Origin of the sequence: Aeromonas sp. 603079 (assembly GCF_049172135.1) — a bacterium.
GTDB classification, from domain to species: Bacteria; Pseudomonadota; Gammaproteobacteria; order Enterobacterales; family Aeromonadaceae; genus Aeromonas; species Aeromonas veronii.
This window is the reverse complement of the sequence record NZ_JAAKPX010000008.1, coordinates 92,462-118,532: the sequence shown is the minus strand read 5'-3', so window position 1 is coordinate 118,532 and position 26,071 is coordinate 92,462. Positions and strand designations below refer to the sequence as shown.

Sequence of the window (26,071 nt, the reverse complement as noted above, 5' to 3'; positions counted from 1 at the left end):
AAAATGGCATATCGCTTCTGATGACTTTGTTAGCTACTGATTTGATTTTGAAGGCTTTATATTGCTCGTTGCAGCAGGACGCTTGCCGTTGCGCAGCCCATCCAGCGTGAAGATCAGCAGCGCGCTCCAGATACAGGCGAAAGTAAGAGCCTTGTCCATTGCCAGCTCCTCGCCGTAGAGAGTGACAGCGAGGATGAACATCAGGCTGGGGCCTATGTACTGGAAGAAGCCCAGGGTGGAGAGCTTGAGCCGTGTCGCGGCGGCGGTGAAGCAGAGCAGAGGGGCTGTGGTGACGGCGCCAGCAGCGATCAGCAGCAGGTTGAGGTGCCAGTCGTTCTGGGTGAGATGGCTGGTGGGGCTGTCGGCAATGCCCCACAGATAGATTGCTGCCGGTGGCAGCATGATCATGGTTTCGATCAGCAGACCGGTAAGTGCATCGAGGGCCAGTTTTTTGCGCACCAGGCCATAGATGGCGAAGCTCGATGCCAACACCAGTGCAATCCAGGGCAGGGAGCCAAAGGCGATAAGCTGGATCGTCACCCCGGCAAAGGCCAGCGCCACCGCCCACCACTGCAGGCGGCGCAGTTTCTCGCTCAGAAACACCATCCCCAGCAGCACGTTGAACAGCGGGTTGATGTAGTAGCCGAGGCTGGCATCCAGCATGTGGCCGTTGTTGATGGCCCAGATAAACAGCAGCCAGTTGCCGCCAACGGTGACCGAGGTAAACGCCAGGGTGAGCAGCACTTTTGGCTGACGCAGCACTGCCTGCACCTTGTGCCACTGGCGGCCAGCCAGGGTGAGCACCATCAGCAGCACGCAGGACCAGATCATCCTGTGGGTCAGAATTTCAGCGGCCGGGACGGCAGAGATGGTCTTGAAATAGATGGGGGCTATGCCCCAAAGGGTATAGGCGCACAGGGCGTAGATGACGCCCTGGCGCTGGATCTGTTGCGGCATGCGGATGACCTTTACTGATGCGTTGGATGCGGGAAAACATCGCAAAAAATCAGTGTAGCGATCCTTTATCGAGGAAAGAAGCGAATAAACGAAGTTTGAGAATACGGTTGGAAGCTGGTCAGCCTTTGCCGCGACGGATCTTGTCGACGTCCATCAACAGCCACAACATCAGGGCGATGGCGGAGATCCAGGGGCCCCAGGTCACGTAGGCCTCGCCGTGCCCCAGCACGAAAAACAGCAGGGGCAACCCGATCACCAGAAAAAGTACGCTTCCCAGAAAAAATAGCATTTTTGTCTTTATATTTAATGGTTTGCTTATTTGATGATTATATCGATTGTGCCGCCTGATGGAAGACCAAAATGCAAAAGGGGGGATTTCTCCCCCATTGCTGATGATGATGGCTATTTATACCTTTATTCGAGCTGGATCCAGGTACTTTTCAGCTCGGTGTACTTCTCCAGCGCGTGCAGCGACTTGTCACGACCGTTACCAGACTGCTTGAAGCCACCAAACGGCATGGTCATGTCGCCGCCATCCCAGTTGTTGACGAATACGGTGCCAGCACGCAGGGCACGGGAACCCTTCACCGCCTTGTTGAGATCCGCGGTCCAGATCGCTGCTGCCAGCCCGTAGTCGGTGTCGTTGCCCAGTGCAATGGCCTCTTCGAGCGTGTCGAAACCGGTCACTGCCAGCACAGGGCCGAAAATCTCCTCGCGGAAGATCCGCATCTCGGGTGTCACCTCGTCGAAGATGGTGGGCTCGATATAGAAGCCGCCGCTCTCAAGATTGGTGCGTTTGCCTCCCAGCAGTAGCTTGGCTCCCTCCTGCTTGCCAATCTCGACATAGCGCAGCACCTGCTCCATCTGGATGTGATCCACCATGGCGCCGATGCGGGTCGCAGGGTCGAGCGGGTTGGCCGAGATCCACTCGCGGGCATGGGCCAGCAGTCGCTCCATAAATTGCGGCTTGATGCTGTTTTGCACCAGCAGGCGAGAGGCGGCGGTACACACCTCGCCCTGGTTGTAGAAGATGGCGCCAGCGGCGCTCTTGGCCGCGGCATCCAGGTCCAGCGCATCCGCCAGTATGATGTTGGGGCTCTTGCCGCCGCACTCCATAAAGGCGCGCTTGAGGTTGGACTTGCCGGAACACTCCACCAGGTGCTTGCCGATTTTGGTGGATCCGGTGAAGGTGATGCAATCCACATCCATGTGCATGGCCAGCGCCTCGCCCACGGTATGGCCAAAGCCCGGCAGTACGTTGAACACGCCGTCAGGAATGCCTGCCTCCTTGGCCAGACCTGCGATACGCAAGGCGGTCAGGGGGGACTTTTCGGAAGGTTTGAGAATGACCGAGTTGCCGGTAGCGAGCGCCGGCCCCAGCTTCCAGCAGGCCATCACCAGCGGGAAGTTCCACGGCACGATGGCGGCAACGACCCCGAGCGGTTCCCGGGTCACCAGCGCCAGGGCGGATTCCTCGACCGGCGCGACTTGATCGTAGATCTTGTCGATCGCTTCGGCGTTCCAGGCGATGCAGTTGGCGGCGGCAGGGGCATCGTAGCCCATGGCATCGCCGATGGGTTTGCCCATGTCCAGCGACTCCAGCAGTGCCAGCTCCACCTTGTTGAGACGCATCAGTTCGGCGAAGCGCTGCATGATCAGCTTGCGCTGTTTCGGCGCCATGCCGCTCCAGCGCTTGTCGTTGAAGGCATCACGCGCGGCCTGTACCGCCAGCTCGGCATCGGCGGCATCGCAGGCTGCTACCTTGGTCAGCAGCTTGCCGTTGGCCGGGTTGATACAGTCGAAGGTGGCACCATTGACGGCATCCCGATAGCTACCGTTGATAAAGGCTTGTGAGGGCAGGGTCAGATGGGCGGCCTTGTGTTGCCACTGGGCCAGGGTCAGGTCACTCATGTTCACTCCTTGAACCGGCAAAAGTCATTGTCCGCGTATCAATATGCTAAACATCCTGCCACTTGTAAATCCATTTTGTAACAATTCATTAAACATTGGCGGCTGGCTGGCCCCTTATCACCCTGTTAGAAACTGGCGGGGGTATTGGCCGAAATCAATACGCACTCCTGCTCGCCCACATTGCGAAAACGGTGAGGAGTGCGGCTGTCGAAGTAGTAGCCGTCCCCCGGTGTCAGCAGGTAGATCTGCTCACCCACGGTCACTTCAACCTCGCCCTTGATGACGATGCCGCACTCTTCACCCTCGTGGCTCAGCATGTCGTCGCCAGTGTCGGCGCCCGGTGGCAGCACCTCCTGCAACATGCCGATGGCACGGTTGGCACGGCTGTGGCCCACCAGCCGGTAGCTAATGGGGTGAGTGCCGAGATCCGGCATATCGGCGGCGCGAAAGATCACTTCGGAGTCCATTTCGGTCTCGTCAGTAAAGAAGCTGGCCAGTGACATGGGGATCCCTTCCAGCACCTTGCGCAGGGAGGCAACTGACGGGCTCACCTGATTCTTTTCGATCTGGGAGATGAATCCGTTGGTCACGCCCGAGCGTTTGGCCAGCTCGCGCTGGGAGAGGGCCGCCTTGGTGCGAACCGCCTTGAGACGGTGACCGATATCCATCGATAGACACTCCTTGACTGTTTACTATTATTAAATTTGTGTTAAATATCTTATACCACCCTGTAGAGTAATCTAGCTAGGGGTGGCATCAGACAGGGCGATAATGAGCCCTTTTTTATGGATTCAGGTGTTTAATTTAATAGGCAATGGCCAATAGTTGCTAAACACCTTAAGGATGAGGTGACCATGAAACCGATCAGCGACATCAATACCCCCTCCGACATGTCCGCCTTCTGGATGCCGTTCACCGCCAACCAGCAGTTCAAGGCGGCGCCGCGCATCCTGAAGTCGGCGGAGGGGATGTATTATCACTCAGAGGATGGCCGCAAGATACTGGATGGCACTGCCGGACTCTGGTGTTGCAACGCGGGCCATGGTCGGCGCGAGATTGCCGAGGCGGTCTCCCAGCAGATTTCCCACCTCGATTTCGCCCCCACTTTCCAGATGGGCCACCCGTTGCCGTTCGAGCTGGCCAACCGGCTGGTGGAGATCGCTCCCCAGGGCTTTGGCCATGTCTTCTATACCAACTCCGGCTCAGAGTCGGTCGATACCGCGCTCAAAATCGCACTGGCCTGGCAGCGGGCTCGCGGTCAGGGCACCCGCACCCGGCTGATTGGTCGCGAGCGGGGTTATCACGGGGTTGGCTTTGGCGGCATCTCGGTGGGGGGCATTCCTGGCAATCGCAAGTGGTTTGGCTCCCTGCTGACCGGGGTGGATCATTTGCCCCATACCCTCAACATCGCCAAAAATGCCTTCACCAAAGGGTTGCCTGAGGAGGATGTGGCGCTGGCCGACGAGCTGGAAAAGATCGTCTTTCTGCACGATGCCAGCAATATCGCGGCGGTGATCGTCGAGCCCATCGCTGGCAGTACCGGCGTGCTTATGCCGCCCAAAGGCTATCTCAAGCGGCTGCGGGAGATCTGTACCAAACACGGCATCCTGCTGATTTTTGACGAGGTGATCACCGGTTTCGGTCGTCTTGGCTCCCCCTTTGCCGCACAGGAGTTCGATGTCATCCCCGACATGATCACCTGCGCCAAGGGGCTCACCAACGGCGCTATCCCCATGGGAGCTGTGCTGGTGCAAAAGCATATTTATGACGACATGATGGCGGCAGGTAAGGGGGCTATCGAGCTGTTCCACGGCTACACCTATTCCGGTCATCCGGTGGCTGCTGCTGCGGGTCTGGCGACCCTCGAGATCTATCGCAACGAGAACCTGCTTAGCCGCGCCGCGGATCTGGCGGGCTACTGGGAGGAGGCGGCCCATTCGCTGAAGGGCTGCAAGCATGTGAAGGATGTGCGCAACTACGGGCTGGTGGCCGGTATCGAACTTGAATCCATGCCGGATGCGCCGGGCAAGCGCGCCTATGAGGTGTTTGTCCGCTGCTTCGAGAAGGGGGCGCTGATCAGGGTGACCGGCGACATCATCGCCCTGTCGCCACCCCTCATCATCGAGCGCAGCCAGATCGATGATCTCTTCACCCTGCTGCAGGATGCCCTGCAGGCACAACCCTAACCCATTTGATGGCCCCGCGCTGGCGGGGCCTTGCGTTGTCTTGTTCAGCGCAATCACCACATCAATTATCACGGAGGATACATGACATACAGGGTCAGCAACTTCATCAACGGCCAGCCGCAGGAGAGTCGTAGCGAGCGCCAGGGCGCCATCTTCAACCCAGCCTGCGGCAAGCAGCAGGGGAGCGTCGGGCTTTCCAGCGCCGCCGAGTGTCAGGAGGCGATCGCCATCGCCGAGCGTGCCTTTGCCGACTGGTCGCAAACCCCGCCGCTGGTGCGGGCTCGGGTCTTTTTCCGCTTCAAAGAGTTGATGGAGCAGCACAGGGACGAGCTTGCCCAGCTCATCAGCCGCGAACACGGCAAGGTCTTCTCCGATGCGCAGGGTGAGTTGACCCGAGGGCTGGAGGTGGTGGAGTTTGCCTGCGGCATTCCCCATCTGCTCAAGGGGGAGCACTCCCTCAACGTCGGCCGTGGGGTGGACAGCTACTCCATGATGCAGCCGGTCGGGGTCTGCGCCGGTATCACCCCGTTCAACTTCCCGGCCATGGTGCCGCTCTGGATGTTCCCGGTCGCCATCGCCTGCGGCAACACCTTTATTCTCAAACCCTCCGAGAAGGATCCCTCTCTCTCGCTGCGGATGGCCGAGCTGCTCAAGGAGGCCGGTCTGCCGGACGGCGTGCTCAACGTGGTGAACGGTGACAAGGAGGTGGTGGATGTGCTGCTGACCGACCCGCGAGTAGGTGCCGTGTCGTTTGTCGGTTCCACCCCTATCGCCCAGTACATCTATGCCACCGCCTCGGCCCACGGCAAACGGGTGCAGGCGTTGGGCGGCGCCAAGAATCACATGGTGGTGATGCCGGATGCGGATCTCGATCAGGCGGTCTCTGCCCTGATGGGGGCCGCTTATGGGGCCGCGGGCGAGCGCTGCATGGCCATTTCGGTAGCCGTGGTAGTGGGTGACGAGACCGCCGATGCCTTGGTAGCCAAACTGAAACCGCTCGTTGAGAAGCTGCGGGTGGGCCCGGGGCTGGGCCAGAGCCCGGAAAACGAGATGGGGCCGCTTATCAGCAAGGAGCATCTGGCCAAGGTGCGCGGTTATGTGGATCAGGGGGTGGCCGAAGGGGCCGCGCTGCGAGTCGATGGTCGCACGCTGAGCCACGACGAGGGTTACTTTATCGGTGGCTGCCTGTTTGACGAGGTGACCCCCGAGATGCGCATCTATCGCGAGGAGATCTTCGGCCCCGTGCTCTCCATCGTGCGGGTGCCGGACTACGAGACGGCGCTGCGACTCATCAATGAACATGAGTACGGCAATGGCACCGCCATCTTTACCTGCGACGGCGACACCGCGCGGGACTTCACGGCGCGGGTACAGGTCGGTATGGTAGGGGTGAACGTTCCCATTCCGGTGCCGATGGCGTTTCACAGCTTTGGCGGCTGGAAGCGCTCCATCTTCGGGCCGCTCAACATGCACGGGCCGGATGGGGTTCGCTTTTATACCCGGATGAAGACGGTGACGGCGCGCTGGCCCCAGAGCCTGCGCAGTGGTGCCGAATTCTCCATGCCAACCATGAAGTGATGAGCCCAGGGCTCACCACCATGATTTGATTCTCTTGCCCCCGCAGATCGCTGGTCTGCGGGGGCACTTCTGTAAAGGAGCAACAGATGCGATTGGGAATTCTCGATTGTGACCGGCTGGATCCCGATCTGGCGGATCGTTTTGGCCCCGTCTACTCCGAGATGTTTATCAGGGGGTTTCAGCCGCTGGCACCCGAGCTGGAGTTTCGGGTCTGGTCAGCCATCGATGGGGAGCTGCCGGAGGATCTGCACGAGTGCGATGCCTGGCTCATCACCGGCTCGCGCCACGATGCCTATAGCGATATCCCTTGGATCCAGGCGTTGCGTGGCTGGATCCGTCGGGCCCATGATGCCGACGTCAAGCTGGCCGGGATTTGTTTTGGTCATCAGGTGATCGCCCAGGCGCTGGGGGGCGAGGTGGTGAAGTCTACCAAGGGGTGGGGGCTGGGAGTGTCGGTGCACCCCATGTTGGCTGATGAGCCCTGGATGGCGCCGTCTCGTGATCAGATCCGTATTCTGGCCAGTCATCAGGATCAGGTGGCCCTGCTGCCCCCCGGAGCGACCCGGCTGGCGGGCAACGATTTTTGTCCCAACTTCATGTTCCTGCAGGGGGACAACATAGTGGCCATTCAGGGGCACCCCGAGTTCTCGGTGGAGTACAACCGGGCGCTGATCGAGCGACGCCGTGGCCTGCTGCCCGACGAGCGTTACCAGAGCAGCCTCTCCTCGCTGGAGGGGGAGGTGGATTCGACCACCATGATGCAGTGGTTGCTGCAGTTTTTGGGGATCCTGCCGCTGCAGGCCGGCGCGGCCTGAGCCCGGTTTGTCAGCGACCCCCTTCGGGTGCTAGATTTTGTAGCAAAATGAAGGATCAAGCGCTGCGATGTCGGGATCGGATGATACACTGGCCGCCCTTTGTGGCGGCCTGTTTGTCTGGCGTGATCGCCGCACCAGCTTGAGAGGGTGAAGCCTTGAAACTACAGCAATTGAAGTACTTGATCGCGATCCGGGACCACAACCTCAACGTCTCGGTGGCGTCCGATGCGCTCTATACCAGCCAGCCCGGGGTCAGCAAGCAGATCGGCCTGCTGGAGAGCGAGCTGGGAGTGCGGATCTTCGAGCGCCGTGGCAAGCATCTGCATCGTATCACCCCGGTGGGCGAGGAGATCATCAAGTGTGCCGAGGCGATGCTCAACATCGAGAGCAAGATCAAGGCGATCTCCCGCGAGTATCTGGATCCGACCGTGGGCACCCTCAACATCCACACTACCCACACCATCGCCCGCTATCTGCTGCCCAAATCGGTTACCTACTTCACCAAGAAGTACCCCAAGATCTCGTTCCACCTCCATCCGGTGATGTCGGCGAGCAAGGAGCAGATCAGCAAGGGGTACTCCGATTTCTCCATCGTTGCCCACGAAATTGGCTTCGACAAGGAGCTGATCGCGCTGCCTGCCTACCTCTGGACCCTCTCGCTGGTGGTGCCGCAGGATCACCCGCTGGCCAAGGTGAAGAAGCCGACCCTAGAGCAGCTCTGCCACTACCCGATCCTCAGTTACGAGAGCGGTGCCACCGGTCGGCAGGTGCAGGACGAGGTGTTTCAGGCGGCGGGCCTGACCCCGAGCTACTACATGACGGTAATGGATGCCGGAGTGATCAAGCGCTACGTGGAGCTGGGCTTTGGCATAGGCATCATCTCCTCGCTGGTGGCCAACGACAATGACAGCCCCGGGCTGGTCTCCATCAATCTGGAGCACCTGTTCAAGCCCTGCCCGGCCCAGATCTGCTTCAGCAAGAGTATTCTGCTGCAGAACTACATGTATGACTTCATCAGCTCCTTCTCGCCCCACCTCACCAAGGAGGTGATCCAGAGCGTGATGCAGCAGCCGACCCAGGCGCGCATCGACGAGCTGCTGGCCGGGGTAGAGCTGCCCATCTATTGATCCCGATCGGATTCCCGATCGCTGCCGGTTGTCTCTTCTGTCAGGCTGGGCTCTACTCGGGGTTAGCCTGTCTCTTTTGGGCTATCTCCATCGTCCGAGGTCTCTATGTCCCGCATTCTGCTGCTTGCCAATCTCAACTGTGATCATGTGCTCTCCCTCTCCGAACCGCTGGTGGCGGGGGCCCGGCTGCAATATGTGGATCAGGGGCGCAGGCTCGGCGGTGGCGCCGCCAATACCGGCATCGGGCTGGTGTGGGCAGGTCACGAGGTGACCATTGCCTCCCGCATCGGGCTGGACGAGACCGGCGACTGGCTGCTGGAGCAGGCGGCCGGTTACGGGCTGGATTGCAGCCATGTGGAGCGCTTTGGCGGCGAGACCGGCGAGCTGCTGATCCTGGTGGACTCCACCGGCGAGCGCACCATACTGCGCCGCCCGCGGCGTCCCGACCTGCCCGGCGATCTGCCGCTGGATGGGGTGGATTGCCTCTATGTGAACTATCCCGGCACCGCCATCATCAGTTACATGCGCCAGATGCTCGGCAAGAGCTTTGTGTTGGCCCAGTATCCCAAGGGCGGCCAAGCGCGCCGCCCCTGTCATGTACTGGTGGCCTCCCGCTCCGATCTCGGCGAGGTGAGCGACCCTTGGCAACACGCCCGACAGCTGGCGGGGGAGCAGCTCGAATGGCTGGTGCTGACCGAAGGAAAGGCGGGGGCGGTGGCCATCCACGGCGATGAGCAGATCCGGGTTGCCGCCCGGCCAGTATCTGTGGTTGATACCACGGGGGCGGGGGATGCTTTCGCCGGTGGCCTGATCCATGGTCTGGCGCGGGGCATGGCGATCAAGGATGCGCTACAGTGCGCGGTGGACTGGGGCGCATTTGCTGTCGCCTCCGAGAGCTCCATCCCCTCGGTCGCACTGAAAAATTGGCTGAAACAACCCCACTGAACCACCTCTTTGACGGTCGATTGAGGGTCGGTTTGCGGGCCATATGGCTGCTGGTCGAAGGGGCTTGGCGAGGGGGACTATTCGGGAGATTTACCCGCCATAAAGCGGGCAAACGCCGGGCTAACCCAGCAAGTTTGCGATCAATCAAAGAAAGTGTCGATTTATGTGCATCTTCATCGACACCCGGTTGTGCTGCTCTTAACCTGTCACTCCGCAACTCAGATTAAGAGACAGGCCCCCTCTGGCGAACCAATTGGCAAACAGAGGCAAACCGGTTGTCTCCTGCCTCTTAGCTCAATGTTGTCGTCCTGATTCCTGGCTTGTAGTAAGAGGCAAGTGCGACCATGCAACTGACACGATTTACCGACTACGCCCTGCGTACCCTGACCTTCCTGGCGGTTCAGCCGGGGGATCGCCTGTCGACCATTACCGAAGTGGCCGATACCTTCGGCATCTCTCGCAACCACGTGGTCAAGATAGTGCACCAGCTCGGCATCAAGGGGTATATCGAGACGGTGCGTGGCAAGCATGGCGGTATCCGCCTCGGTCGCTCCGCGGTCTCCATCAACCTGCGCGATGTGGTGATGGACATGGAGCACGTGCTCTGTCCGGTCGACTGCAAGCGCGAGAACTGCCGTCTCTCCGGTGGCTGCCGCATTCAGGGCATTCTGCGCCGCGCCATGAACGCCTTCCTCGAAGTGCTGGGTGAGTACACCCTGGCCGATGCGGTGCGCGATCCGAACCGTCTCTGCCATCTGCTGGGCATTGAGCAGGAGTCCATTCTGGCAATGGCCTGATGGGCAGGAAGCAAGAACAGATAGGAAAGGGGCCTGATGGCCCCTTTTGTTTGTCAGCGATTGCCCGGCTGGCGGATCAGGGTAATGGCGCCGTGCAGACAGGCGAGGCCGCAGGCACCGCAGCCATTGCAGGCATCCATGTTGACGTTGATGCCATCGGCAGTGGCCTTGATTGCCTGCTGGGGGCAAGCATCTTCACAGAGCAGGCAGTAGAAGCCCTGACGGGCCTGACAACTCTCTTCAATCTGGACCCGGGTCTGCACCTGACGGCCCAGTTGCAAGTCGAGCGCACCGGTCGGACAGGCTCTGGCGCAGCTGCCGCAATAGCTGCACTGGCCGCAGGCGAGATCGAGCACCGGGGTGCCGGCAATCGGGCTCCCCTCGTACTCCTCCTGGGTGGCCGGTTTGAGCAGGCCGCGCGGGCAGGCCTTGAAACACTCGCCACAGCGGGTGCAGAGGGTGAGGTACTGGGACTCCTCGATCGCCCACGGCGGGCGCGCTTCATGGCAAACCACTGCGGGTTTGCGCGAAGCTTGCCAACCTTGTGTCAGCCAACGGAGGAAATAATGAGTCATGCTCGCCCCTGATACCTATTAGGGGTTAATTTTATCGAAGTTTGCGAGGGCAGGCCAGAGAATAGCAGCCGTCAGGATCGCAAGGGCTGTTGCCCTTGTGTAAGCTAGGCGGGTCTCTTTTCCGTGGTTGAATGAAAACATATGTGGTTATTTCTCTGGCGTTCGTCCCTGCTCTATGTCTTTCCCCTGCTGATGTGGGGCTACTGTCGCATCAAGGGCATCGAGTTCGTCGAGCTCGATACCGGGGTTAACAGCCACAAGTGGGTGGTGCTCGCCGCCTACCTCATCTACGTGCTGCTCTGGCTGCTGGCCAACCGCTATCTCGAACTCTTCCTGCGTCAGCGGAGCCGCAAATGATTGACCCCGGACTCTGGGGGATCTTGCTGCCCGCCGCCGTGCTGGCCCTCGGGCTTGGCTGGCTGATCGGGCGGCGGGCAGCCACGGCGCAGGCTCAGGAGCTGCTGCTGGCACAGGAGCGTTATCAGGCGCTGCAGGAGCGTTTTGACGAGTTGCAGGATGAGCGTCAACAGGGGCAGCAGAAGCTGGATCAGCAGCAGACCCTGCTGATCAAACTCACCGCCCGTCTCAAGGATGCGGAAGCAACTTTGCGCAGCGAACGGCTGGCTGCCGCCGAGAAGCTGCAACTGCAACAGGAGGCGGAGCAGCGCCTCAGCCAGCAGTTCGAGAACCTTGCCAACCGAATCTTCGAGCAAAACTCCGGCAACTTCCGCGAATTGAACCAGAACAGCCTCGATCTGCTGCTCACTCCGCTGAAAGAGCAGCTGGAGGGCTTCCGCCGTCAGGTAGGGGAGACTCATGCACAGGAGACGGCCCAGCGCCACAGTCTCAAGTTCGAGCTGGAGCGCCTCGCCGAGCTCAATGCCCGCATGACCGAAGAGGCCGCGGCCCTGACCCGTGCCCTTAAGGGGGACAGCAAGCAGCAAGGCAACTGGGGTGAAGTGGTGCTGGCGCGGATCCTCAGCGAGTGCGGTCTGCGCGAGGGTCACGAGTACCACACCCAGGTCAATATCGAGGTGGAGAAGGGCAAGCGCTACCAGCCCGACGTGATCGTCCACCTGCCACAAGAGAAAGACATCATCATCGACGCCAAGGTGTCGCTGACCGCCTACGAGCGCTGGTACAACGCTGATGAAGAGCTGGAGAAGGCGGTGGCGCTCAAGGAGCACGTCGCCTCGGTGCGCAACCATATCCGCGAGCTGGGTCGCAAGGATTACCAGCAGTTGCCCGGGGTGCGTACTCTCGACTATGTGCTGATGTTCGTGGCGGTGGAGCCCGCCTTCCTCACCGCGATGGAGGCCGATCCCTCGCTGGTGCGTTACGGTCTCGACAACAATATCCTGCTGGTGAGCCCCACCAATCTCATGGTGGCGCTGCGCACCATCGAGAATCTGTGGCGCTACGAACGGCAGCACCAGAATGCCCGCCAGATCGCCGAGCGGGCCGGTCGCCTCTACGAAAAGCTGCGGCTGTTCGTCGAGGAGATGCAGCAGATGGGTGGCAGCCTGCACAAGGCGCAGGAGAGCTACGACAAGGCGATGGGACGGCTGGTCAACGGCCGTGGCAACCTGATTGCGCAGGTCGAGCGTTTCCGCGAGCTGGGGGTTGAGGTGACCAAGAGCCTGCCCGAGCCGCTGGTTGAGCGGGCGCTGGAGCGTGACAAGGAGCGGGAGTAGTTTTTCCCCTTACAGCTATCAGCAAAAGGCCCAAACCCGGTTTGGGCCTTTTGCTGATTTGGGCTCTTTTTTTAAGAAGAGAACGATAAGTAGGACTATTTCTTTAACACCGCCAGATAATTCCCATCAGTTTCCATATCGATTATTTCAGTAGAAAAATCATATTTAGCCGCCTCCCTGCTCAGCTGATCCTGAGCGATATCCAGCCAACTGATGGGCGCCTCGGTTTCTCCTTTATAGGTAAAAGAGAGCTCTCGTATAACGGTCTGGTTAGTACTCCCGTTCGTTGAGTTCAAAATGATTTGACCTTTCGGCGAAATATATTGATGAGCAAGTTCGAAAAATTTCCCCAACATTTCAATGTTGCCCACGGCTCCGATACTGCGACCGAGTAGCAACCAGGTATCAAACGGGGCGTCAAAACTAGCCGAAAAGATATCGGCATTGATGACTCTGCTGACGCCTCTGGCTTGCATCACCTCACAGGCCAATGGCGAGATATCGAGGGCGGTCACATCAAAAAGCTGCTGTTGCAAAAAGAGCGAGTGTTCACCCGTTCCAGCTCCTATATCCAGCGTCTTTCCCCTGCACAAAGATAACGCCCGGCGATCAATCTGGTAGTAGTCGGCTGGTCGAAAAAAGATAGCGAGCGGGAGACAATATGGTTCTTGCCCGCTGATATTGATCTGCAAGGTTTCATCACCCCTGTTCTGATAGTGCTCTTTCAGCGCCTTGCCAAATAGATCCAGACTTTTCAACATGACCAGCTCCCCATAATGCTGTAATCGGCAGGAATATTTTCATGTATACGATATGACATCTGTTAATCGAACCGCGGGCTTGAAGTTGCGGGATCTCCGCCACAAATAAAAACGGCCCACCGAAGTGGGCCGTTTCTATTTGCAGTGCCGGTGTGGATCAGCGGCTGGCTGCGCGGGCGCTCAGTTCGGCTTTCTCGCTATCGCTCAGGAAGGCCAGGGTCAGGCCGTTCTGCTGGGCAGTGCGGATTTCGCTGGCGGTCATGCCAGCGGCCGGAGCGGCCACCTCATATTCGTGGGGCAGGTCGATGCCCTCTACTGCCGGGTCGTCGGTGTTGAGGCAGGCCAGTACACCGGCAGCCAGGAACTGGCGGATCGGGTGCTCGGTCAGGCTCGCTACCGTGGTGGTCTGGACGTTGGAGGTGAGGCAGGACTCGATGCCGATGCGGTGCTCGGCCAGATAGGCCATCAGGGCCGGGTCCTGAATCGCTTTGACGCCGTGGCCGATACGCTCGGCGCCCAGCTCGCGAATGGCCTGCCACATGCTCTCGGGGCCAGCGGCTTCACCGGCGTGTACGGTGACGCGCATGCCTGCATCGCGCACCTTGCGGAAGTGGTCGACAAAGAGTTCCCCCGGGAAACCCAGCTCGTCACCGGCCAGATCGATGGCGACCAGCTTGTCGCGGTGGGCCAAGCAGGCGGCCAGCTCCTGATTGCACTGCTCGGTACCGAAGGTGCGGCTCATGATGCCGATCAGGTTGGTCTTGATACCGAAATCGCGGCTGCCAGCGGCCACGCCGTCGATGATGGCTTCCACCACGCCCTGCGGGTGCAGCTTGTGGGCCATCGCCATATAGGCCGGGCTGAAGCGCAGTTCGGCATAGTCGATACCGGCGCGCAGCAGATCTTCCACGTTCTCGTAGGCGACCCGGCGGCAGGCGTCATAGTCAGCCAGCACGGCCACACCCCAGTCCAGTTTCTTCAGGAAGGTAACCAGACTCGGCTCGTTTTCGATGATCTGTACGTGGGGGCGCAGCGCTTCCAGCTCGAATGCGGGCAGCTGGATATTGTGTTGGCGACCCAGCTCGAGGATGGTTTGCGGGCGGATGTTGCCGTCCAGATGGCGGTGCAGGTCGGTCAGGGGGAGAGATCTGTCAATCATGGGGGCGCCCTCGTCGAGTCAGGTTTGAAAGCCTGCCATTCTAGGCGGGGCTTTCAAAAAAGATACCCCGTTTATGGTTAAACGGGGCTCTGGCAGGCGGTGATTTGTCAGGGCGTGATGGGAATCGTTTTTTCCCGGGACTCAGGAGAGATCGAGTTCCTTCAGCTTGCGGGTGAGGGTGTTGCGACCCCAGCCAAGCAGGCGCGCCGCCTCCTGCTTGTGGCCGTGGGTGTGTTCCAGTGCCGTCTCCAGCATGATCCGCTCGAACTGAGGCATGGCATCGGCCAGGATGTCTGTCTCTCCCAGCGCCAGCTTGCTGGCCACCCACTCTTGCAACTGTTGCTGCCAGCAACCGGGCAGCGCCGGTTGGCCCGGTTCGGCGTTGTGGGTGATGGGGGTGAGCAGCTCGGCAGGCAGGTCGCCGACCAGCACTTCTTGCCCCGAGGCCATCACGGTAAGCCAGCGGCAGACGTTCTCCAGCTGGCGCACGTTGCCCGGCCAGGGCAGGCGGCTGATATAGGCCTGGGTATCGGGGTGCAGGCTCTTGGCCTCGACGTTCAGCTCCTTGGCGGCGCGCAGCAGGAAGTGGCGGGCCAGCTGGGGGATATCCTCACGGCGCTCCTTGAGGGCGGGGATGTGGATGCGGATGACGTTGAGGCGGTGGAACAGATCCTCGCGAAACTCGCCATCGGCGACCCGCTTCTCCAGATTTTGGTGGGTGGCGGCGATGATCCGTACATCCACCTGCACCGGCTGGTGGCCACCGACCCGGTAGAACTGGCCGTCGGCCAATACCCGCAGCAGCCGGGTCTGCACATCCATCGGCATGTCGCCGATCTCGTCGAGAAACAGGGTGCCGCCGTCGGCCTGCTCAAAGCGGCCGTGGCGGATGTTGTTGGCGCCGGTAAAGGCCCCCTTCTCGTGACCGAACAGTTCCGATTCGATGAGGTCTTTCGGAATGGCAGCCATGTTGAGGGCGATGAAGTTCTTGTGGGCGCGCGGGCTGTGCTTGTGCAGCGCATGGGCGACCAGCTCCTTGCCGGTACCGCTTTGGCCGTTGATCAGCACCGAGATGCTGGAGCGAGACAGGCGGCCGATTGCGCGGAACACCTCCTGCATCGCCGGTGCCTCACCGATGATTTCGGGAGTGGCGGTGGCTTCTTGCTGGCGAGACTTGCGCTTGGTGCGCTGCTCCTTGAGATGATTCTCGGCGCGGCGCACCAGGGTCACGGCTTCGTCGATGTCGAACGGTTTGGGCAGGTACTCGAAGGCGCCGCGCTGGTAGGCGTTGACCGCGCTGTCGAGATCCGAGTGGGCGGTCATGATGATGATGGGCAGATCGGCCTGACGGCGGTGGATCTGCTCCAGCAGGCTCAAACCATCGATGCCGGGCATCCGGATATCGGAGAGGATGACATCGGGCGATCGCAGCTCAAGGGCGTGCAGCAGGGCTTCGCCATCGGCAAAGCTCTCGCAGTTGAAGCCTTCGCTGCCGAGAGTGCGCTCCAGCACCCAGCGGATAGAACTGTCGTCATCGACGATCCACACTTTGGCGGTCATGGGGTTCCCTTACTTGCGAAGCGGTAGAAAAATGGTGAATTCGGTGTGACCCGGCCAGCTGATGCAGTCAATCCGCCCCTTGTGCTGGTCGATCAGGTTCTGGGCGATGGAGAGGCCGAGCCCGGTTCCCCCCTCCTTGCCGGTGATCATGGGGTAGAACAGGGTGTCGCGAATGGCATCGGGAATGCCGGGGCCGTTGTCGATGATCTTGATCTCCGCCGCCAGCCGGTAGCGCTGGCCGTGGATGGTGATCTGGAACGCGGTGCGGGTCTTGATACGGATAAGCCCGGTCTGATCGCCCAGTGCTTCGGCGGCGTTGCGCACTATGTTGAGAAACGCCTGCTGCAGCTGATCCGGCTCCATCTCGAATTCGGGGATGCTGGGATCGTAATCCCGCTCGATGCGAACAGAGGGAGGGAGTTCGAGCTCCACCAGTCGGCGTACCTGTTCCAGTACCGAATGGACATTGTGCATCTGGTGACGGCCGGGGCGCTGGGGGCCGAGCAGGCGATCGACCAGTACCCGCAGCCGATCGGCCTGTTCGATGATGATGCCGGTATATTCGCGCAGCGCCGGGTCGGGCAGCTCTTTTTGCAGCAGCTGGGCCGCGCCACGCAGGCCGCCGAGGGGATTCTTGATTTCGTGTGCCAGGCCGCGCACCAGCTCCTTGGCCGCCAGCTGCTGGGCATGTTGCTGCTGCTCCTGACTGATCTTCTTCTGCTGGTCGATCTTGCGCAGCTCCACGACCAGCAGACGCTGTTCGTGGTCGGCCATGGGGGTAGCGCTCAGCTCCACCAGTCGCGGTTCTCCCTCTACCACCAGAGTCACTTCGCTATCGGTAAAGCCTTGCCCTGAAACGAGGCACTGCTTGAGCCGTTGCAAATCGAGGGAGATATGTTCCAGCAGATGAGGCAGTTCGATGCCGATCAGCCGGCGTTCACTGAGGGAGAGCAGCTGTTCAGCCGCCGGGTTGACGAATTGGATGCAGAGCCGTTCATCCATCAGGATCACGGCGGTCAGCAAATTATCCAAGAGTGTTTTGGCGTTGTCCGAGCGGGTTGGCACAGGTTTCTCCCTAAAACGGTGCTACACACCTATTATGCACCGATATGGTGCATAGAGTTTACCCGCATCGGTGCGCTATATCACCCTTGGTTGGCTTTGGGGGTGGGTTTGGGAGCCGGAGTCACGGTCGCTCTATGCAGGTAAAAGGTGACTGGTGTAGATTTAGCAAGGATCGTACCGTCTTTGGCGAGCAGCTCGAGCTGAGCTTCGTGGGCACCGCGATCGACATTTTCGACCCGGATAGAGAGGCTGTTGCTGACGATGGGGGCTGCCTTGCCATCCAGAGTCAGGCGCACATCATACTGGGTTGGCGGTTTGGGGCTGATTTGACCCTGAAAGACGATATTGCCTGTGTTGTCGCGCAGGGTGCTGCCCTGTTCAGGGGAGAGCAGCTCGATCACCAGTTTGGCCGCCTCCTGCTCCTTCTTGACATCGGCGCCAGTCAGGCTGTTGAAGTTGTCTACCTGTACCGAGCTGGGGGCGCTACCCAGCAGGGGAGCAGCCCGCAGATCCACCTCCTTTACGTTTTTGCCGGGAGGAGGGGCATCCGTGTAGTGGGTAATGCCATTGCCATCGACCCAGGAGTAGACCTTGGCCGCATGAGTACTGAATGAGGTCAGTAACAGGAGGGTAATTGCTCCTATGCCATGTATCTTGTTCATCCATCTCTCCTTGACGGTATCTTGCTTAATCCTATCAGAGAAAAAACCCGCCATCTGGCGGGTTTTGTCACGATTCGGCAAGCTGCCCCAATCTAAATGGGCTGTCTGCTGCGACTTAGACGGAGTAGTACAGTTCGAACTCCAGCGGGTGCGGGGTCATGCGCACACGGTCAACATCCTGCTGTTTCAGTTCCAGATAGGAGTTGATGAAGTCATCGCTGAACACGCCGCCACGGGTCAGGAACTCGCGGTCAGCATCCAGAGCTGCCAGGGCTTCGTCCAGAGAGCCAGCAACGGTCGGCACTTCTGCAGCCTCTTCCGGCGGCAGGTCGTACAAGTTCTTGTCCATGGCATCGCCCGGATGGATCTTGTTGATGATACCGTCCAGACCGGCCATCAGCTGGGCTGCGAAGGCCAGGTACGGGTTGGCAGCCGGATCCGGGAAGCGCACTTCGATACGACGAGCTTTCGGGCTCGGTACCACCGGGATACGGATGGAGGCAGAACGGTTGCGGGCAGAGTAGGCCAGCATGACCGGTGCTTCATAACCCGGAACCAGACGCTTGTAGGAGTTGGTGGTCGGGTTGGCGAAGGCGTTGATGGCCTTGGCGTGCTTGATGATACCGCCAATGTAGTGCAGCGCCATCTCGGACAGACCGCCATACAGGTCCCCGGCGAACAGGTTGACGCCGTTCTTGGCCAGAGACTGGTGGCAGTGCATGCCGGAGCCGTTGTCACCGAACATGGGTTTCGGCATGAAGGTGACGGTCTTGTTGTAGGCGTGGGCCACGTTGTGGATCACGTACTTCAGTACCTGTACTTCATCTGCTTTCAGCGTAAGAGTGTTGAAGCGGGTAGCGATCTCGTTCTGACCGGCAGTGGCCACTTCGTGGTGGTGAGCTTCAACGACCTGGCCCATCTCTTCCAGCACCAGACACATGGCGGCACGGATATCCTGGGAGGAGTCGACCGGTGCAACCGGGAAGTAACCGCCTTTCACGAACGGACGGTGACCCTTGTTGCCATGCTCATAGGCAGTGCCGGAGTTCCATGCGGCTTCTTCAGATTCGATTTTCACGAAGCTGTGGCCCATGGTGTTGGAGAAGGTGATGTTGTCGAACATGAAGAATTCCGGCTCCGGCCCGAACAGCACGGTGTCAGCGATGCCGCTGGACTTCAGGAAATCTTCTGCACGCTTGGCGATGGAGCGCGGATCGCGGTCGTAGCCCTGCATGGTGGCAGGCTCCAGTACGTCACAAACGATGTTCAGGGTGGTCTCTTCGGTGAACGGGTCCAGCTTGGCGGAGGCTGCGTCCGGCATCAGTACCATGTCGGATTCGTTGATGCCCTTCCAGCCGCCGATGGAGGAACCATCGAACATCTTGCCGTCTTCGAAGAAATCTTCATCAACCTGATGAGCAGGGATGGATACATGCTGCTCTTTACCCTTGGTGTCGGTAAAGCGCAGATCAACAAACTTGACTTCGTGTTCCTGGATCAGGGCCAAAACGTTCTGGGCTGACATGCTAAGTAACCTCCGGTGTTAAAACTCTCTGGGTGAATGCGTCGTCGTATTCACATAAGCCAGTATCGTGCCAAGTTTGTGACAGCTTGATTTCAGGGCAATCTCGCTGAAGAGGCTCCCCAAAATCAGGCGATCTCGACTCGCGTTGCATCAATTTAGTGCGATGGTGGATCGTTTTGGTGCACTGTAATGGTGCGCGAAATACGGTCACCGCCCATCTAAGCAGGGTTTGTCAGAGAGGTCTATGATCCAGATCTGTTGTTATGCGCGAATGTACTGCAATTCTGCTAGGCAGATCACAAAGGCAAGAGTACAATTAGCGCCCAATTTTACCCGGTGATTGAGGCGAGAATGTTAGAGAATTTACGCAATATTGCGATTATTGCGCACGTTGACCACGGCAAAACGACTCTGGTTGATAAGCTGCTGCAGCAGTCCGGCACCCTGGACCGCTCCACGGAAGGCCAGGAACGGATCATGGACTCCAATGATCTGGAACGGGAACGTGGCATCACCATTCTCGCCAAGAACACTGCGATCCGCTGGAATGACTACCGCATCAACATCGTTGATACCCCGGGTCACGCCGACTTCGGTGGTGAAGTAGAGCGCGTACTGTCCATGGTTGACTCCGTGCTGCTGCTGGTTGACGCCGTAGACGGCCCGATGCCGCAAACCCGTTTCGTGACCCAGAAAGCGTTCGCTCAGGGTCTGAAGCCGATCGTGGTCATCAACAAGGTTGACCGTCCGGGTGCTCGTCCTGACTGGGTAATGGATCAGGTATTCGACCTGTTCGACAACCTGGGCGCGACTGACGAACAGCTGGATTTCAAAGTTGTTTACGCCTCTGCACTGAACGGTTGGGCCACCATGGATCAGGACGTCGAGTCCGAGAACATGGAGCCGCTGTTCCAGGCCATCGTTGACAACGTTGAAGCGCCGAAGGCTGATGCCGAAGGTGGTTTCCAGATGCAGATCTCCCAGCTGGACTACAACTCCTACGTGGGCGTTATCGGTATCGGCCGCATCACTCGTGGTCGCGTCAAGACCAACCAGCAAGTCACCATCGTTGGTGCTGACGGCAAGACCCGTAACGGTAAAGTCGGTCAGGTGCTGGGTTACCTGGGTCTGTCCCGTACTGAAGTTGCCGACGCGCAAGCGGGTGACATCATCGCTATCACCGGTCTGGGCGAGCTGAAAATCTCCGACACCATCTGTGACAACGGTGCCGTTGAAGCCCTGCCGCCGCTCTCCGTTGACGAGCCGACCGTGAACATGACCTTCCAGGTCAACACTTCACCGTTCGCCGGTAAAGAGGGCAAGTTCGTGACCTCCCGCAACATTCTGGAGCGTCTGAACCAGGAGCTGGTCCACAACGTGGCCCTGCGCGTGGAAGAGACTGATGATCCGGACAAGTTCCGTGTATCCGGTCGTGGTGAACTGCACCTCTCCATCCTGATCGAAAACATGCGTCGCGAAGGTTACGAGCTGGCGGTATCCCGTCCGGAAGTAATCCTGCGTACCGTTGACGGCGAACTGCAAGAACCGTTCGAAACTGTAACTGTGGACGTTGAAGAAGCGCACCAAGGTTCCGTGATGGAGCAGCTGGGTCTGCGTAAAGGCGAAATGACCAACATGACCCCGGATGGCAAGGGTCGTGTCCGCCTGGACTTCATGATCCCGAGCCGTGGCCTGATCGGCTTCCAGACCGAGTTCATGACCATGACCTCAGGTACCGGTCTGCTGTACCACACCTTCGACCACTATGGTCCGCACAAGGGTGGCAGCATTGGTGAGCGTCAGAACGGCGTGCTGATCTCCAACGCTACCGGTAAGGCACTGACTTACGCCCTGTTCGGTCTGCAAGACCGCGGTCGTCTGTTCATCGGTCACGCGACCGAAGTGTACGAAGGTCAGGTGATCGGTATTCACTCCCGTTCCAACGACCTGACTGTTAACTGCCTGAAAGGCAAACAGCTGACCAACATGCGTGCCTCCGGTACCGACGAAGCTCAGGTTCTGACTCCGCCGATCCGCATGACTCTGGAACAGGCTCTCGAGTTCATCGATAACGATGAACTGGTAGAAGTGACTCCGAAGAACATCCGTATCCGCAAGAAATTGCTGACCGAGCTGGATCGTAAGCGCTCTGGCCGTGGTTAATGCCATGTGTTGAGTCTCGGCAGCCCTCGCGGCCGCTGACGGTTCACTGATAAACGGACCCAAACCTCTGGTTTGGGTCCGTTTTTTTATGCTTGTGATCCGCTCTGGCCATGCCGATGAGGTCGTTCAGGCCACCGGTAATGGGGCTGATGAGCGTTGAGGGAAAGTCGTGGGGATGGACGAGATAAAAAAGCCGCAGCGGGTGAACGCTGCGGCTTTTTGCTTGCTTACGGTGAGCGTTACTGGCGCCAGAAGGAGGGGAAGAAGAGCACGGCGACCGTCAGGATCTCCAGTCGTCCCAGCAGCATGCCGAATGACAGCAGCCATTTGGCCGATTCCGGCAGGCTGGCAAAGTTGGTGCTGGGGCCGACCACCGGGCCCATGCCCGGGCCGACGTTGGCAACGGCGGTGATGGAGCTGGATATGGCTGTCAGGGGGTCAAGCCCGATGGCGCCCAGCAGTGCGGCTATCATCAGAATGATGGCGAAGTAGGCCAGCACGAAGGAGATCATTGAGCGGATGATGGCGTCATTGACTGTCCGGCCGTTGTACTTCTGGGGAAATACGCCGGAAGGGTGCATCAGTTGGCGCATCTGCTTCTTGAACAGGGCAAAGGCCACCTGTACCCGGAAGATCTTGAGGCCGCCCGCAGTGGAGCCGGAGCAGGCCCCAAGAGCCAGCAGCACGATGAAGACGATGCTGGCGAGCGGCCCCCAGGTGCCGAAGTCACCAAGGCCGTAGCCGGTGGTGGTGAGCACCGAGACGATGTTGAAGCAGCTGATACGCAGGGCATCCCAGAAGCCGAACAGGTCTCTCTCCCACAGATAGAAGGTCATGATGACGGTGACCCAGACCACCAGCCAGAAGAAGCCTCGCACCTGGGCATCCTTGAACAGACTGTAATCCCTGTGGTTGAGGCTCTGCACATAGAGCAGGAAGGGCAGGCCGCCGAGGAACATGAACAGGGTGCCAATCCAGTGGGCCGAGTTGGAGAAGTGGGACATGGATTGATCGGAGGTGGAGTAGCCACCAGTACTGAGAGTGGTCATGGCGTGGTTGATCGCCTCGAACATGTTCATGCCGCTGGCCCAGTAGGCCATGAAGCAGAGCATGGAGAGCACCAGATAGACCACGACGATGTTGTTGGCGACTGTCTTGGCACGCGGGGCGCTTTTGTCCGACCAGTCCGAGCTCTCGGTCTGGAACAGCTTCATGCCGCCGACGTTGAGGTAGGGCAGCACGGCAACCGCCATCACGATAAAGCCAACCCCGCCCAGCCACTGCAGGATGGAACGCCACAACAGGATGCTGTGAGCCATGTTGTCGAGGCCGGAGAGCACGGTAGAGCCCGTGGTGGTCACCCCCGACATGGTCTCGAAGTAGGCGTCGGTGAAGTTGATGTGGGTGATGAAAACAAAAGGCAGGGCGCCGAAGGCGCAGGCTACCACCCAGACCGAGGTGGTGAGCAGGAACATCTCCCGCACCCCCAGATGAAACTCCGCCTTGCGACCATAGTGGAGGCAGAGCAGGGCGGCGCCGTGGGTGATCAGCACGGACTTGAGAAACTCGACAAATCCCTCTGACCCGGTGAGCAGTGCCAGCAAGGTGGGCAGCCACATGAAGAGCGCCAGCTTGGAGAGCACCAGCCCGAGGGTGAAGATAATGGGACGCAGCTTGATCATGTTCGATAACCTGGTCGTTGATTAACAAAAGACCCGGACCATCCCCTTGGGGGAGCTGAGCCGGGTCTGGTTTGACAGCCTGTGCGCATGAAGACGTTACAGGAAGAAGGGGCTTGGCTGGAATAGCCGCTCCACTTCCGGGATGTACTTCTTGTCCACCAGAAACATGACCACGTGGTCATCCTGCTGGATTTTGGTGCGATCGTGGGCGATCAGTACCTCATCCCCGCGCACTACGGCACCGATAGTGGTACCCGGCGGCAGCTTGAGCTCGCCCACCGTCTTGCCGACCACCTTGGAGGTGTTCTCGTCACCATGGGCAATCGCCTCGATCGCCTCGGCAGCGCCGCGGCGCAGGCTGTAGACGTTGGCGATATCGGCCCGACGCACGTGTGTCAGCAGGGCCGAGATGGTGGCCTGCTGGGGCGAGATGGCGATATCGATAGAGCCACCCTGCACCAGATCGACGTAGGCGCCGCGCTGGATCAGCACCATAGTCTTCTTGGCGCCCATCTTCTTGGCGAGCAGCGCTGACATGATGTTGGCCTCATCCTCATTGGTGACGGCGATGAAGACGTCGATCTGGTCGATGTGCTCCTCGGCCAGCAGCTCCTGATCCGCCGCATCGCCGCAGAAGACGATGGTGTTTTCCAGCAGTTCGGAGAGCTGCTCCGCCCGTTTCTGATTGCGCTCGATAAGCTTGACGCTGTAGCGCTTCTCCAGCTGGCGGGCGAGGCCGGCGCCGATGTTGCCACCACCGACGATCATGATGCGGCGGTAGGGGCTCTCGAGGCGCTGCAGCTCCGACATCACGGCACGGATATGGCCCGCGGCGGCGACGAAGAAGACCTCGTCATCCGCTTCGATGATGGTGGTGCCTTGCGGGCGGATCGGGCGGCCCTGACGGAAGATGGCCGCTACGCGAGTTTCGATATTGGGCATGTGCTCGCGCAGGGTGGAGAGGGCGTTGCCCACCAGCGGGCCACCGTAGTAGGCCTTGACTGCCACCAGACCGACGCGGCCACCGGCAAAATCAACCACTTGCAGGGCCCCCGGATATTCGATCAGGCGACGCACATAGTCGGTCACCAACTGCTCCGGCGCGATCAGGTGATCCACCGGCACCGATTCCGGCAGAAACAGGCGATCCCGCTCTGTCAGATAGGCGGGCGAACGGATCCGCGCCACCTTGTTCGGGGTGTTGAACAGGGAGTAGGCGACCTGACAGGCGATCATGTTGGTCTCGTCACTGTTGGTGACGGCGACCAGCATGTCGGCATCCTGAGCCCCCGCTTCGCGCAGCACCTTGGGGTGAGCGCCATGGCCGTTGACCACCCGCAGGTCAAACTTGTCCTGCAGTTCGCGCAGGCGCTCGCTGTCGGTATCGACGATGGTGATGTCGTTGTTCTCTCCGGCCAGGTTCTCGGCCAGAGTGCCGCCGACCTGGCCGGCTCCCAAAATGATGATTTTCATAGGGAACGTCTACTCACGTTGAGGCTGTAAAGGGGAGCGCCAGAACGGAGCTGGCGGCTCTCCCGAATGAGGTTTGTCATGCCCGGCTCAGAGCTTGACCAGTTTGGCGTAGTAGAAGCCATCCATCTCGGCTTCACCTGGCAGGAACTGGCGACCAGGGCAATCCGGAGTGTCCTGTTCGTGCAACGGTACCAATTTGGCATCTTTGGTCGCGGCAAGGAAGGCGCGGATCTGGTCGCGGTTCTCTTCCGGCAGGACGGAGCAGGTAGCGTAGAGCAGGGTGCCACCGCTCTTCAGCTTGCCCCAGAGGGCATTGAGAATGCGGCGCTGCAGCTCGGTCAGCTCGCGGATGTCCTGATCACGGCGCAACCACTTGATGTCGGGGTGGCGACGGATAACGCCGGTGGCGGAGCAGGGGGCATCCAGCAGGATGCGGTCGAACTGCCCCTCCGGCCACCACTGTTCCGGTGCCGCGGCATCGCCGTGGATCACTTTGGCGGTCAGGCCGATGCGATCCAGGTTCTCCTGCACCCGCTTGAGGCGGTTCTCGTCGGCATCAACGGCAACCACGCCAGCCAGCTTGGGCTGACGCTCGAGCAGGTGGGCAGTCTTGCCGCCAGGAGCGGCGCAGGCATCCAGCACCCACTCACCCGGTTGCGGGTCGATCAGGGCGGCCGCCTGTTGTGCTGCGCCATCCTGTACCGAGCAGTCACCGACTTCGAAGCCGGGCAGCTTGGTCACATCGCAGGGACGCTCCAGCAGGATGCAATCCTCGCCCTCTTCACCGGCCACGGCATTGATGCCGACTTCAGCCATGCGAGCCAGCATGGTATCACGGCTCTGGCGCTGGCTGTTGTTGCGGATCCACATGGGAGGGCGCTGGTTGTTCGCCTCCATGATGAATTCCCACTCATCGTGATAGGCCTGACGCAGGCGCTTGGTGAGCCACTCAGGATGACCCAGGCGCACGCTCGGCACGCGGTCGATACGCAGCAGAATGACTTCGGCGCTGCGCTGGAAGTTGCGCAACACGCCGTTGATGAGGCCACGCAGTGAGGTGCCCTTGAGCAGTTTAACGGCGTTGACGGTCTCGGCCACCGCGGCGTGAGCCGGAATGCGGGTGTAGATGAGCTGATAGAGACCGACCAGGATGAGGTAGTGGAAAATGCGGCTCTTGTTCTTGAGCGGCTTGTCCATCATCTCGTTGACTGCCGCATCGAGGCGGGGTAGCCAGCGCAGGGTGCCGTAGCAGAGTTCTTGCAGGAGAGCGCGATCGCGAGGTGCAACCTTCTCCTGGGCAGCAGGCAGAACAGCGGAAAGGGATTGACCCTGATCCAGCACCTGTTGAATAACGAGAGCGGCCTGTGCACGTGTTTTCATAGAGTTACCTTAGATGCGCAAGTCGGGGCCTGGGCCCCGCTTGTGTCAATTCAATC

At 59.8% G+C, this 26,071-nt stretch carries 23 protein-coding genes; 9 read left to right on the top strand and 14 right to left on the bottom strand.

Features of this window, described 5'->3' with window-relative positions; translation table 11 throughout:
• Window positions 1-33 precede the first annotated feature (33 nt).
• The 4 genes from rarD to G5287_RS07850 form a co-directional block, all read right to left on the bottom strand.
• Entirely contained in the window at window positions 34-957 is a 924-nt protein-coding gene (gene rarD / locus G5287_RS07865; RefSeq protein ID WP_216952315.1) for an EamA family transporter RarD, read from the bottom strand.
• Between the two features lie 118 nt (window positions 958-1,075).
• Entirely contained in the window at window positions 1,076-1,246 is a 171-nt protein-coding gene (locus tag G5287_RS07860) for a hypothetical protein (protein WP_005341999.1), read from the bottom strand.
• A 125-nt stretch (window positions 1,247-1,371) separates the two neighbouring features.
• The gene (locus G5287_RS07855) at window positions 1,372-2,868 is read right to left on the bottom strand and encodes an aldehyde dehydrogenase (protein ID WP_421231122.1); all 1,497 of its coding nucleotides are present in this window, start codon (window positions 2,866-2,868) and stop codon (window positions 1,372-1,374) included.
• Window positions 2,869-2,993: 125 nt separating this feature from the next.
• On the bottom strand, window positions 2,994-3,536 hold the full coding sequence (locus G5287_RS07850; protein WP_042012327.1) for a cupin domain-containing protein: 543 nt from the start codon (window positions 3,534-3,536) through the stop codon (window positions 2,994-2,996).
• A 186-nt stretch (window positions 3,537-3,722) separates the two neighbouring features.
• On the opposite strand from G5287_RS07850, the gene G5287_RS07845 reads away from it, so the two are divergent.
• The 6 genes from G5287_RS07845 (at window position 3,723) to G5287_RS07820 (ending at window position 10,316) form a co-directional block, all read left to right on the top strand.
• Entirely contained in the window at window positions 3,723-5,054 is a 1,332-nt protein-coding gene (locus G5287_RS07845; RefSeq protein ID WP_216952313.1) for an aspartate aminotransferase family protein, read from the top strand.
• A gap of 81 nt (window positions 5,055-5,135) precedes the next feature.
• Entirely contained in the window at window positions 5,136-6,632 is a 1,497-nt protein-coding gene (locus G5287_RS07840; RefSeq protein WP_421206309.1) for a CoA-acylating methylmalonate-semialdehyde dehydrogenase, read from the top strand.
• An 86-nt stretch (window positions 6,633-6,718) separates the two neighbouring features.
• Window positions 6,719-7,447: a glutamine amidotransferase-related protein gene (locus tag G5287_RS07835; RefSeq protein WP_227341756.1), complete on the top strand. Its 729-nt coding sequence runs from the start codon at window positions 6,719-6,721 to the stop codon at window positions 7,445-7,447.
• Between the two features lie 155 nt (window positions 7,448-7,602).
• A complete protein-coding gene (locus G5287_RS07830) occupies window positions 7,603-8,574 on the top strand; it encodes a LysR substrate-binding domain-containing protein (RefSeq protein WP_421231121.1) in 972 nt (323 codons plus the stop codon).
• 105 nt (window positions 8,575-8,679) lie between these two features.
• Window positions 8,680-9,519, top strand: a complete 840-nt coding sequence (locus tag G5287_RS07825) for a PfkB family carbohydrate kinase (protein ID WP_421206312.1) — start codon at window positions 8,680-8,682, stop codon at window positions 9,517-9,519.
• Window positions 9,520-9,863: 344 nt separating this feature from the next.
• Window positions 9,864-10,316, top strand: coding sequence for an Rrf2 family transcriptional regulator (locus G5287_RS07820; RefSeq protein ID WP_033114760.1), 453 nt, complete (start codon window positions 9,864-9,866; stop codon window positions 10,314-10,316).
• Between the two features lie 53 nt (window positions 10,317-10,369).
• Here the strand turns inward: G5287_RS07820 and G5287_RS07815 are convergent, their stop codons facing one another.
• Window positions 10,370-10,891: a ferredoxin-type protein NapF gene (locus tag G5287_RS07815; RefSeq protein WP_033114761.1), complete on the bottom strand. Its 522-nt coding sequence runs from the start codon at window positions 10,889-10,891 to the stop codon at window positions 10,370-10,372.
• 141 nt (window positions 10,892-11,032) lie between these two features.
• Here G5287_RS07815 and G5287_RS07810 point away from each other — a divergent pair, with 141 nt between their 5' ends.
• Window positions 11,033-11,248 (top strand): hypothetical protein, encoded by a 216-nt coding sequence (locus tag G5287_RS07810; protein WP_071913737.1) that lies wholly within the window; start codon window positions 11,033-11,035, stop codon window positions 11,246-11,248.
• Window positions 11,245-12,585, top strand: coding sequence for a DNA recombination protein RmuC (gene rmuC / locus G5287_RS07805; RefSeq protein ID WP_421231120.1), 1,341 nt, complete (start codon window positions 11,245-11,247; stop codon window positions 12,583-12,585). The genes G5287_RS07810 and rmuC overlap by 4 nt, the downstream gene beginning before the upstream one ends.
• A 95-nt stretch (window positions 12,586-12,680) precedes the next feature.
• Here rmuC and G5287_RS07800 read toward each other — a convergent pair whose 3' ends face one another.
• The 6 genes from G5287_RS07800 to glnA form a co-directional block, all read right to left on the bottom strand.
• The gene (locus G5287_RS07800; RefSeq protein ID WP_421231119.1) at window positions 12,681-13,346 is read right to left on the bottom strand and encodes a class I SAM-dependent methyltransferase; all 666 of its coding nucleotides are present in this window, start codon (window positions 13,344-13,346) and stop codon (window positions 12,681-12,683) included.
• Window positions 13,347-13,503: 157 nt separating this feature from the next.
• Window positions 13,504-14,505, bottom strand: coding sequence for an adenosine deaminase (add, locus tag G5287_RS07795; protein ID WP_421231118.1), 1,002 nt, complete (start codon window positions 14,503-14,505; stop codon window positions 13,504-13,506).
• Between the two features lie 141 nt (window positions 14,506-14,646).
• Window positions 14,647-16,065 (bottom strand): nitrogen regulation protein NR(I), encoded by a 1,419-nt coding sequence (gene glnG / locus G5287_RS07790; protein WP_227341761.1) that lies wholly within the window; start codon window positions 16,063-16,065, stop codon window positions 14,647-14,649.
• A 9-nt stretch (window positions 16,066-16,074) separates the two neighbouring features.
• Window positions 16,075-17,130, bottom strand: coding sequence for a nitrogen regulation protein NR(II) (glnL, locus tag G5287_RS07785; protein WP_005356202.1), 1,056 nt, complete (start codon window positions 17,128-17,130; stop codon window positions 16,075-16,077).
• 80 nt (window positions 17,131-17,210) lie between these two features.
• Window positions 17,211-17,792, bottom strand: coding sequence for a DUF4124 domain-containing protein (locus tag G5287_RS07780; protein ID WP_421212419.1), 582 nt, complete (start codon window positions 17,790-17,792; stop codon window positions 17,211-17,213).
• A 115-nt stretch (window positions 17,793-17,907) separates the two neighbouring features.
• Window positions 17,908-19,317, bottom strand: a complete 1,410-nt coding sequence (gene glnA, locus G5287_RS07775; protein WP_005339672.1) for a glutamate--ammonia ligase — start codon at window positions 19,315-19,317, stop codon at window positions 17,908-17,910.
• Between the two features lie 351 nt (window positions 19,318-19,668).
• Between glnA and typA the strand changes: the two genes are divergently transcribed.
• Window positions 19,669-21,480, top strand: coding sequence for a translational GTPase TypA (typA, locus tag G5287_RS07770; RefSeq protein ID WP_106844305.1), 1,812 nt, complete (start codon window positions 19,669-19,671; stop codon window positions 21,478-21,480).
• A gap of 239 nt (window positions 21,481-21,719) precedes the next feature.
• On the opposite strand, the gene G5287_RS07765 is transcribed toward typA, so the two are convergent.
• The 3 genes from G5287_RS07765 to rsmB all read right to left on the bottom strand — a co-directional run bounded on the left by G5287_RS07765 (window position 21,720) and on the right by rsmB (window position 26,015).
• Window positions 21,720-23,162 carry a TrkH family potassium uptake protein gene (locus tag G5287_RS07765; protein WP_421172639.1) on the bottom strand — a complete coding sequence of 481 codons (1,443 nt, stop codon included), beginning with the start codon at window positions 23,160-23,162 and terminating at the stop codon, window positions 21,720-21,722.
• A gap of 96 nt (window positions 23,163-23,258) precedes the next feature.
• Window positions 23,259-24,635, bottom strand: a complete 1,377-nt coding sequence (gene trkA, locus G5287_RS07760) for a Trk system potassium transporter TrkA (protein WP_005339689.1) — start codon at window positions 24,633-24,635, stop codon at window positions 23,259-23,261.
• Between the two features lie 87 nt (window positions 24,636-24,722).
• A complete protein-coding gene (gene rsmB, locus G5287_RS07755) occupies window positions 24,723-26,015 on the bottom strand; it encodes a 16S rRNA (cytosine(967)-C(5))-methyltransferase RsmB (protein ID WP_421172638.1) in 1,293 nt (430 codons plus the stop codon).
• Window positions 26,016-26,071: the final 56 nt, after the last annotated feature.

What these genes read in the sequence shown, in the direction of transcription:
- rarD (WP_216952315.1), bottom strand. Translation starts at nt 957, where the DNA reads ATGCCGCAACAGATCCAGCGCCAGGGCGTCATCTACGCCCTGTGCGCC.
- G5287_RS07860 (WP_005341999.1), bottom strand. Translation starts at nt 1,246, where the DNA reads ATGCTATTTTTTCTGGGAAGCGTACTTTTTCTGGTGATCGGGTTGCCC.
- G5287_RS07855 (WP_421231122.1), bottom strand. Translation starts at nt 2,868, where the DNA reads ATGAGTGACCTGACCCTGGCCCAGTGGCAACACAAGGCCGCCCATCTG.
- G5287_RS07850 (WP_042012327.1), bottom strand. Translation starts at nt 3,536, where the DNA reads ATGGATATCGGTCACCGTCTCAAGGCGGTTCGCACCAAGGCGGCCCTC.
- G5287_RS07845 (WP_216952313.1), top strand. Translation starts at nt 3,723, where the DNA reads ATGAAACCGATCAGCGACATCAATACCCCCTCCGACATGTCCGCCTTC.
- G5287_RS07840 (WP_421206309.1), top strand. Translation starts at nt 5,136, where the DNA reads ATGACATACAGGGTCAGCAACTTCATCAACGGCCAGCCGCAGGAGAGT.
- G5287_RS07835 (WP_227341756.1), top strand. Translation starts at nt 6,719, where the DNA reads ATGCGATTGGGAATTCTCGATTGTGACCGGCTGGATCCCGATCTGGCG.
- G5287_RS07825 (WP_421206312.1), top strand. Translation starts at nt 8,680, where the DNA reads ATGTCCCGCATTCTGCTGCTTGCCAATCTCAACTGTGATCATGTGCTC.
- G5287_RS07820 (WP_033114760.1), top strand. Translation starts at nt 9,864, where the DNA reads ATGCAACTGACACGATTTACCGACTACGCCCTGCGTACCCTGACCTTC.
- G5287_RS07815 (WP_033114761.1), bottom strand. Translation starts at nt 10,891, where the DNA reads ATGACTCATTATTTCCTCCGTTGGCTGACACAAGGTTGGCAAGCTTCG.
- G5287_RS07810 (WP_071913737.1), top strand. Translation starts at nt 11,033, where the DNA reads ATGTGGTTATTTCTCTGGCGTTCGTCCCTGCTCTATGTCTTTCCCCTG.
- rmuC (WP_421231120.1), top strand. Translation starts at nt 11,245, where the DNA reads ATGATTGACCCCGGACTCTGGGGGATCTTGCTGCCCGCCGCCGTGCTG.
- G5287_RS07800 (WP_421231119.1), bottom strand. Translation starts at nt 13,346, where the DNA reads ATGTTGAAAAGTCTGGATCTATTTGGCAAGGCGCTGAAAGAGCACTAT.
- add (WP_421231118.1), bottom strand. Translation starts at nt 14,505, where the DNA reads ATGATTGACAGATCTCTCCCCCTGACCGACCTGCACCGCCATCTGGAC.
- glnG (WP_227341761.1), bottom strand. Translation starts at nt 16,065, where the DNA reads ATGACCGCCAAAGTGTGGATCGTCGATGACGACAGTTCTATCCGCTGG.
- G5287_RS07780 (WP_421212419.1), bottom strand. Translation starts at nt 17,792, where the DNA reads ATGAACAAGATACATGGCATAGGAGCAATTACCCTCCTGTTACTGACC.
- glnA (WP_005339672.1), bottom strand. Translation starts at nt 19,317, where the DNA reads ATGTCAGCCCAGAACGTTTTGGCCCTGATCCAGGAACACGAAGTCAAG.
- typA (WP_106844305.1), top strand. Translation starts at nt 19,669, where the DNA reads ATGTTAGAGAATTTACGCAATATTGCGATTATTGCGCACGTTGACCAC.
- G5287_RS07765 (WP_421172639.1), bottom strand. Translation starts at nt 23,162, where the DNA reads ATGATCAAGCTGCGTCCCATTATCTTCACCCTCGGGCTGGTGCTCTCC.
- trkA (WP_005339689.1), bottom strand. Translation starts at nt 24,635, where the DNA reads ATGAAAATCATCATTTTGGGAGCCGGCCAGGTCGGCGGCACTCTGGCC.
- rsmB (WP_421172638.1), bottom strand. Translation starts at nt 26,015, where the DNA reads ATGAAAACACGTGCACAGGCCGCTCTCGTTATTCAACAGGTGCTGGAT.